8 protein-coding genes are annotated in these 7,652 nt (G+C 59.2%); 7 read left to right on the forward strand and 1 reads right to left on the reverse strand.

Annotated features, from left to right (window positions below; all coding sequences use genetic code 11):
* Window positions 1-1,143, reverse strand: a 1,143-nt coding sequence (locus tag EOA49_RS28730) for a CpaF family protein (RefSeq protein WP_164749308.1), incomplete at its 3' end; no start/stop codon positions are given.
* A gap of 496 nt (window positions 1,144-1,639) precedes the next feature.
* Here EOA49_RS28730 and EOA49_RS28735 point away from each other — a divergent pair.
* The 7 genes from EOA49_RS28735 (at window position 1,640) to EOA49_RS28765 (ending at window position 7,565) form a co-directional block, all read left to right on the forward strand.
* Window positions 1,640-1,858 (forward strand): Flp family type IVb pilin, encoded by a 219-nt coding sequence (locus EOA49_RS28735; protein ID WP_127240767.1) that lies wholly within the window; start codon window positions 1,640-1,642, stop codon window positions 1,856-1,858.
* Window positions 1,859-1,954: 96 nt separating this feature from the next.
* Entirely contained in the window at window positions 1,955-2,995 is a 1,041-nt protein-coding gene (gene cpaB / locus EOA49_RS28740) for a Flp pilus assembly protein CpaB (protein WP_127240768.1), read from the forward strand.
* 53 nt (window positions 2,996-3,048) lie between these two features.
* A complete protein-coding gene (locus tag EOA49_RS28745; protein ID WP_127240769.1) occupies window positions 3,049-4,491 on the forward strand; it encodes a type II and III secretion system protein family protein in 1,443 nt (480 codons plus the stop codon).
* Window positions 4,478-4,771, forward strand: a complete 294-nt coding sequence (locus EOA49_RS28750) for a hypothetical protein (protein WP_127240770.1) — start codon at window positions 4,478-4,480, stop codon at window positions 4,769-4,771. Before EOA49_RS28745 ends, EOA49_RS28750 begins: the two co-directional genes overlap by 14 nt.
* A 66-nt stretch (window positions 4,772-4,837) precedes the next feature.
* Entirely contained in the window at window positions 4,838-6,379 is a 1,542-nt protein-coding gene (locus EOA49_RS28755; RefSeq protein ID WP_127240771.1) for a pilus assembly protein TadG-related protein, read from the forward strand.
* Window positions 6,380-6,384: 5 nt separating this feature from the next.
* Window positions 6,385-6,924, forward strand: coding sequence for a TadE/TadG family type IV pilus assembly protein (locus EOA49_RS28760; RefSeq protein ID WP_127240772.1), 540 nt, complete (start codon window positions 6,385-6,387; stop codon window positions 6,922-6,924).
* Window positions 6,925-6,965: 41 nt separating this feature from the next.
* On the forward strand, window positions 6,966-7,565 hold the full coding sequence (locus EOA49_RS28765; RefSeq protein ID WP_245460829.1) for a TadE/TadG family type IV pilus assembly protein: 600 nt from the start codon (window positions 6,966-6,968) through the stop codon (window positions 7,563-7,565).
* Window positions 7,566-7,652 lie beyond the last annotated feature (87 nt).

A 7,652-nucleotide genomic window follows, 5' to 3' on the forward strand; every position in this document is an offset into this window, starting at 1 on the left:
AGACAGAATGTCGATGGCGGAGGCAATTTGTGCACGGATCGATTCATGCGTCATCGGCATGCCGGCCATGCCGACCATCTGCTCGAGACGTGAGATGGCATCGCGAGGAGTATTAGCGTGAATGGTAGTCATCGAACCTTCGTGGCCGGTATTCATGGCCTGAAGCATGTCGAAGGCTTCCTCGCCGCGCACCTCGCCGACGATGATGCGGTCCGGCCGCATGCGCAGCGCATTCTTGACCAACTCGCGCTGGCGAACCTCGCCTTTGCCCTCGACATTGGGCGGGCGTGTCTCGAGGCGGCCGACATGCGGCTGCTGCAATTGCAGTTCCGCGGCATCCTCGATGGTAATCAGGCGCTCCTTGCTCGGAATATAACTTGATAGTGCGTTGAGCAGCGTTGTCTTGCCGCTGCCGGTGCCACCTGAAACCAGGATCGACTTGCGTGCCTGTACGGCGATCCGCAGCATATCGACCATAGGCGGACGAATGGAGTTGAACGCGATTAGCCGTTCCAGCGAATAGGGATGTTTGGAGAATTTGCGGATCGATACCAGCGGGCCATCGACCGAGATCGGCCGCACCGCGATGTTGACGCGCGAACCGTCTTCCAGCCGTGCATCGACCATCGGCGCGGATTCGTCGACCCGGCGACCAATCGCCGAGACAATCTTATTAACGACGCGCAGGAGGTGTGCCTCGTCGCGGAAACGGATGGCAGTCTCCTCGATGACGCCGCGCCGTTCGATGAATACCCGCTTGTGGGTGTTGATCAGAATGTCGGCGATCGAATCGTCCTTGAGCAGAGGCTCGATCGGTCCGAGCCCAAGCATCTCGTCAGCTGTGTCGCTGGTCAATTGATCGAGTTCACGCGCATTCAGAGGTACGTTCCGGCCACGAACGAATTCGCGTACTATTGGTCGGATCTCATTCAGGATCTCTTCTTTGGAAGCATTCTCAAGCGCAGTGAGATTGAAGCGATCGATAAGATGGCTATGGAGTTCAACCTTTAGAGCAAGATAATCATCATTGTGCGATTCGGCTTCTGCCGCCTGAGTGACCGCAGTGCCGTTCAAGATCGGAGCAGGCGACGTTGCCTGCGGCGAGCGCGGCTCATTCGGTCCTTTGATGAAGCGCCCCAACATGTCACCGAACCCTGCTGATTTCCCCAACGGTGAAACTAAGCATTAACCACGAGGGGCACAAGCGCCCGAAGGCCACACTAGAGGTATTACTTGTTACATAGTTAAGAAATCGAGCTATGAGAAAATCGTTTTATTTTGCACGGTCGCGCGCCACCGACCAAAGTCCTAGGACCTTTGCCGCTATCCGTGGCAAGGCATCCTCTAACCCTCTTTATATAAAGGGATATGTTATATAACTAATGTTGTAGGTAGGAAGGCACGGGCGTGGCCGAATTGTGAATGAATGGTTAAGACGACTTGAAAATCGAAGCGAATCAAGCATTTGTAAAAACTGACGGAGTCAAAAATCCAGTATTGAAAGGTTAAGGGACTGTTAATCCGTTTGACTCGCCTTTTTTGTGGGACAAGGATTGAACGTGACGGGGGATGCTTGGGTATGGGGTTCATTCCTTAGGCTCGTCTCGTCGGGTTCAAACCTCCAAAGGGAGAAATTGGCATGAACAAGCTCATGACGATGGCCCGGCAGTTCCGCGACGATGAAAACGGCGCTGCTATGGTCGAATATTCAATCCTTCTCGGCATCATCGCGGTCGCCGTCGTTCTGACAGTTATCGCGATCGGCGGCTGGGTCTCTGGTCGCTTTACCGGCCTTTGCACGGCGCTCGAAGCTACCAACGTCGGCAGCTGCAACGCGGCAACTGGTGTCGGTACCTGATATTTTCAACGTCAGACCCGGGTTATGCCCGGGTCTGACTCATATCCGGACTGGGGCATTCGACCAGGGCTACTGGCCTTTTTGGGGTTTGGGCTGATGCGTGCCAACACGATCATCATGATTATTCTCGCCGGTGTGTTCGGCGTCGTCGCGGTTGTGCTTGCCAATATGTGGCTTGCCGGTCAGCGCAGCGCGATGGCACAGGCCAATGGTGTGCAAGCAGGCACCTTGGTCGTCGCGGCAATGCCGCTGAAATTCGGCGACGCATTGAGCGCCGACAAATTGCGCGAAATTCCTTGGCCCGCCGGCGCAGTCCCGGCCGGGTCTTTCAAGACGGTTAAAGATGCCCTGGCAGGTAATGGCGCCAGGCAGGCGCTGCAATCCATCAGCGCCAACGAACCGATCCTCTCAGCCAAGATCACCGGACCAGGCCAGCGAGCCACCCTGTCGGCGGTCCTTGGAGAGGGCATGAAGGCCGTGTCCATTCGCGTCAACGACGTGCTGGGCGTAGCCGGCTTCGTGTTCCCGGGCGACCGGGTCGACGTGCTATTGACGCGCACGGTGCGCGATGCGGGCGGCGGGGAAAAGAGTTTTGTCGACGTGCTCCTGCAGAGCGTCAAGGTGCTTGCGATCGACCAGGTCGCTGACGAGAGCAAGGACAGCCCGACCGTGGCCAAGGCAGTGACGGTAGAAGTCGACACCAAGGACGCACAGAAGCTGACTTTAGCCGCCGGAGCGGGTCAGTTATCGTTGGCCCTGAGGCAGGCAGCAGGCAGCCGGGGAGAAACGACAGAGCGAGTAACGCTGGCCGACCTGATCGGCGATACTCCGGAGGACGTTGCCAAACGGCAGGCGGAACTTGACAAGCAGAAGGCCGCGGATGCCGCCGCCGCCGAAGAGCGTAAGCGCGCCAACGACAAGATCGATGGATTGGCTCAAGCCGTGGAACGGGTCGGAAGCCAGATTGACGAATTGAGCAAGGTCAAGCCGACGCCCGCTGTTGCGCCCGAACCACAGGTGCAACAAGTTGTCAAGGAAGTCGTCAAATATGTGCAGCCGGAACCGCCGGCCCGCGCTACAATCGGTGTCTTTCGAGGTGTAAAGCTCGAAACATACGATGTGCCGCGACAAAAGTAACGCTGGCATATTAGGGTGAGGGTCCGAATCAAGCCAGCGAGGGGGTAGCGTAGATGCGTGCGTTCTGGGGACCACTTTCGGCGGCTGCTTTGGTATTGTCCTGTGCATTGCCGTGGAGCCCCGCGGTTCATGCGGCCGACCGCTTCATCGACGTGTCGAGCCCGTCGCTGCACCGCGTGTTCGTGCCCGTTTCTCAATCCGCCACGATCCAGGTCAACGCGACGCTGGGCGATATCGTCGTCGGCGACGAGAAGATCGCCGATGCGCAGCCGATGACCGACAAGACGCTCTACATCATCGGCAAGAGCCTCGGCACCACCACCGTCAATCTGTTTTCCGAGGACAAGCGCTCGCTGGGCGCCATCCAGATCGAGGTCGGCCAGGATGTCAGCGACATGGCGGCCGCGATCCGCCAGGTAGCGCCGAAGGCCCGCATCGAGATCGGCTCGATCAACGGCAAGGTTCGGCTGAGCGGCCATGTCAAGGACGCCGCGACCCTGGCTCAGATCGTCGAGGTCACACAGCAATATGGACCCGAGTCGATCATCAACGCAGTGACTATCGATGACAGCGAACAGGTCAATCTGTCGGTGCGCATCCTGGAAGCCAAGCGCAATGCCGGCCGCGACCTCGGAGTCTCGATCAGAAGTACAAACCGCAGTGGCACGACGCGCACCGGCACTGGCATTGCCGCAGTCGACGAGGACAATGTGGTGCTCGGCCCTGGCGATCTTTTGACCGGGCTGCTTTCCAACACCAATCCCTTTGGAGCGCTGATCACCCGTGTCATCGACAGCAATATTAAAGTCGATCTGATCATCGAGGCGCTGGAATCGAAAGGCGTGGTGCGCCTGCTCGCCGAACCCAACCTGACCGCGGTTTCCGGCGAAACCGCCAGCTTCAACGCCGGCGGCGAGGTGCCGATCCGCAGCGTCAACAGCCAGGGCGAGATCGAGATCGTATACAAGCAGTTCGGCGTCAATCTGTACTTCACGCCGGTGGTGCTCGACGACGGCAAGATCCACATGAAGCTGGCGCCGGAAGTGAGCGATCTTACCGGTTTCACGCCCGCCGGCGATCCGATCTTCACCAACCGCAAATTGGCAACCGTGGTCAATCTGCGCGACGGCCAGAGCTTCGCTGTGGGCGGGCTTCTGTCCAGCAAGAACACCAGGCTGCAGGACCAGGTGCCGTGGCTCGGCCAGGTGCCGATCATCGGGGCGTTGTTCAAGAATTCGAGCACGCAGAAGGAAGAGACCGAGCTGGTCGTCATCGTCACGCCGCATCTGGTGCGGCCGACGAAACCGGGTGAACAGCTTGCGACACCTTTCGACAAGACGAAGCCTTCCAATGATCCGGAATTGTTCCTGCTCGGCCAGCTCGAGGTCAGCAAGGACATGATCCGGAGGTACGAACTCGGCGACGGCGTCACCGGCCCTTACGGCCACATGCTGGATGTGAAATCGAAGGACAAGCTGGTCTATGTCAAGAAATAAGCTCCTGCTGGTCCTTCTCGGCTCCAGCCTGCTTGCAGGCTGCGCGGCCGACTATCTGAACAACTACGACACGATGACGCTTGCGTCGGGCGACTCGCAAAAGGCCAACCAGCTGCTGCAGACGGTCGACCCATACAATCCGGCTTCGAACAACACCAAGATCGAAGGAGATGGGGCCCGCGCCGTGGGGGCCGTCCAACGGTACAAAGTTCCACCGCCTCCGTCACCAACAACAAACATGACGGTCAATGTCGGCACCTCGGGGGTGACCACTCCGTAGTTGAACAAAAGGATGCGGAGAAGCAGGCATTCGGGGGCCTGACACGAAGGGGTAGAGGGCAAGGTTATGCTGCGGACCATTCGCGCATTCTGGCAAGACCAGAGAGGGGTGGCGCTGATCCTCGTCAGCATCATGCTGCCGGCGATCATCGGGTTTTCCCTGCTGGCAATCGACATGAGCAGGATGAACAACCTGCACAACGACCTGCAGAAGGGCACCGATGCTTTGGCTCTTGCCGCCGCCGCCGAGCTTAACGGCAGGTCGGACGCCTGGACGCGAGCACAAAATGCGTTGGACAATCTCGTGGCCAACGACACCCGGTTCTCGGACGGCGGAACCACAGTGCTGACCACCGGAAACGGAACAACGACGGTGGACTCGACATATGCGGCATGCAGGTCGAAGGGACGAGTTTCCTGGTGCTTCCTTGCAAGCATACCGGCGAACGACTCGGACCCGATCACAGCGGCCAACTATGCAGCGTCGGCCGTGGTGACACGGTTTATCCAAGTGAGAGCGCAGCCGGAAACATTCACGGCGATCTTCCCGGTCTCCTTCTCGTCGTCCGGTAGCGCCGCCGACACCAGCTACAATGTCAGCGCGATCTCGGTTGCCGGCTTCACCTCGGGCGTTTGCAACTACACGCCCGTCTTCATGTGCAATCCCTACGAGATGGTGAACGGCACCAACTCAGCGGGGGGCGCCACTCTTGAGCAAGCTGTCTCGGATCCGGCCATCCACCGCCGCCTGATCGAGCTCCGGCTGGTTGGGAACAACGCCGCCTATGGTCCTGGCAATTTCGGCTTCCTGGCACCGCCAGATGATGTTGGCAATGGTGCCCAGGCACTGGCCCAGACGATCGCCACCTCGACGCCTCGCGGCTGCTATTCGGCGCAGGGCGTCAGCACCAAAACCGGCCAGAACAACGGCCCGATCCAGGATGCGTTCAACGTACGTTTCGGCATCAATCCCAGCGGCAATGCCTTTAACAGCGCCGAATACGGCCCGGCCTCGAATGTCCGCAAGGGGGCGTCCACGGGCGGAAATGAGAACGGCAACGGCAACAGCAATCAGTGCCCCAGTTATAATCAGCTGACGTTCAACGCTACCGGCAACATGGGCCTGCCGAGAGACGCGACAACGCCCTATATGGGCGGACGGATGGGTGACGGAGACTGGAACTTTTCCGGCTATTGGAGCACCAATTTCGGTTCCACGAGTTATCCTTCATCCTGGAATACAACCAAGCCGACTCGGTACCAGGTCTATAAGTACGAGAACGCAAACAATCTGATCAGCCACGCTTCAGTAGGCGGCGAAGTGGGAACCCCGCCGAGTGCCTGCCAGGCCCCGGTCACCACAGTCGATCGCAGGCTGCTTTATGGCGCGATCCTGAACTGCAACGCACTGCAAGCCGCCGGCAACAATCTGAACGGCAACAGCACCAACCTGCCCGTCGAAGCGTTCGCAAGCTTTTTCCTGACTGAGCCCGTTCCGGGGGCCAGTGCAGGTGGCTCCGTTTTTGTCGAACTCGTCGACATAACGGGTCGCGGCGGTGCAGGGACGCTCGACAGTTTCCTCCGCGACGAACCGCAACTCTATCGGTGATCGTTATGCCGAAGCTGCTGCCCCGCATCCTTAGCCGTTTTCGCCATGACGAGCGCGGCACCGTGCTGGTCGAGATGGCCATCGTCGCTCCGCTGATGTTGGTTCTCTCGGCAGGCGTGTTCGAATTCGGCAATCTTATCCATGACAAGCTCCTGATCGAAGCCGGCCTCGAAGATGGCGCCCGGTTCGCCGCTCGCTGCAACAGCCAGCTTTACACCGATGCCGGACTCACGATGGATTGCGCCAATACCGCCAGGAACATTGCCGTCTTCGGCAATGTGGCGGGGTCTCCACCGGCACGTGTCCGCGATTGGCGGACAACGGACGTGACGATCAACATCGCCGACCCGGCCACTTGCAGAAACGCGATCGATCCCAGTACCGGGACCGTCCTCTACCTTTCGACGACATCTCAGGTCTGCATCGTAACGGCGTCCGCCACCTATCCCTATGCCAGCCGCGACAGTGTTGGATTTCTGTCCCTGCTCAACATCGCCGGCATAACACTCTCCGCGAGCCATGAGGAGCGGTTGATCCGGTTCTAATGATGCTGAAGCGGTTCGCAAGATCGGAGGACGGAGCAGCAATGGTCGAAATGGCTATCGCCGTGACGCTGCTGCTCATGCTCACCCTCGGCTTCATCGATTTCGGCTACGCCGTCTACCAGTGGAACGCTGCGACCAAGGCCGTCCAGATTGGCTCTAGGCTCGCGTCCATCTCGGACCCGGTCGCCGGCGCTCTGCCAACCGCCGCACCAATCTCGAACCCAGGCGCCCCGGTAACCGCCGGTGCCTACGGGCCGTTTGTCTGCACCTACAGCAGCGGCGGCACCGGTTCCTGCTCCAACGGCGGGAATCTCAGCGCCGCCGCTTTCAGCCGCATCTTCCGCGGCGACACCGCGAACACAAATGACGATGCATGCCCTGTCCCCGCGACCAATCAGCGGCCTGGCATGTGCCACTTCTTCCCGGGTCTGAGGCGCAACAATGTCGTCGTGACCTACGCTGCCACCGGCCTCGGGTATCAGACACGTCTGGGTGGACCGGTTCCTACCATCAGCATCAGCCTGCAGAACATCAATTTCCAGTTCTTCTTCCTGGGCGGACTGCTCGGGTTCGGCAATATGACAATGCCTTCCATGCTGAGTACAGTAACGGGTGAAGATTTAAAGAGTACATCGCCATGAACGCCATCGACACCAGAGTGCTGCCGACGAAACGCAAGCAGGTCGCGCTGTTTTCGTCGGATGCGAATTTCAGGCACGATGTAACCA

Origin of the sequence: Mesorhizobium sp. M1A.F.Ca.IN.020.04.1.1, from assembly GCF_003997315.1 — a bacterium.
Classification (GTDB): Bacteria; Pseudomonadota; Alphaproteobacteria; order Rhizobiales; family Rhizobiaceae; genus Mesorhizobium.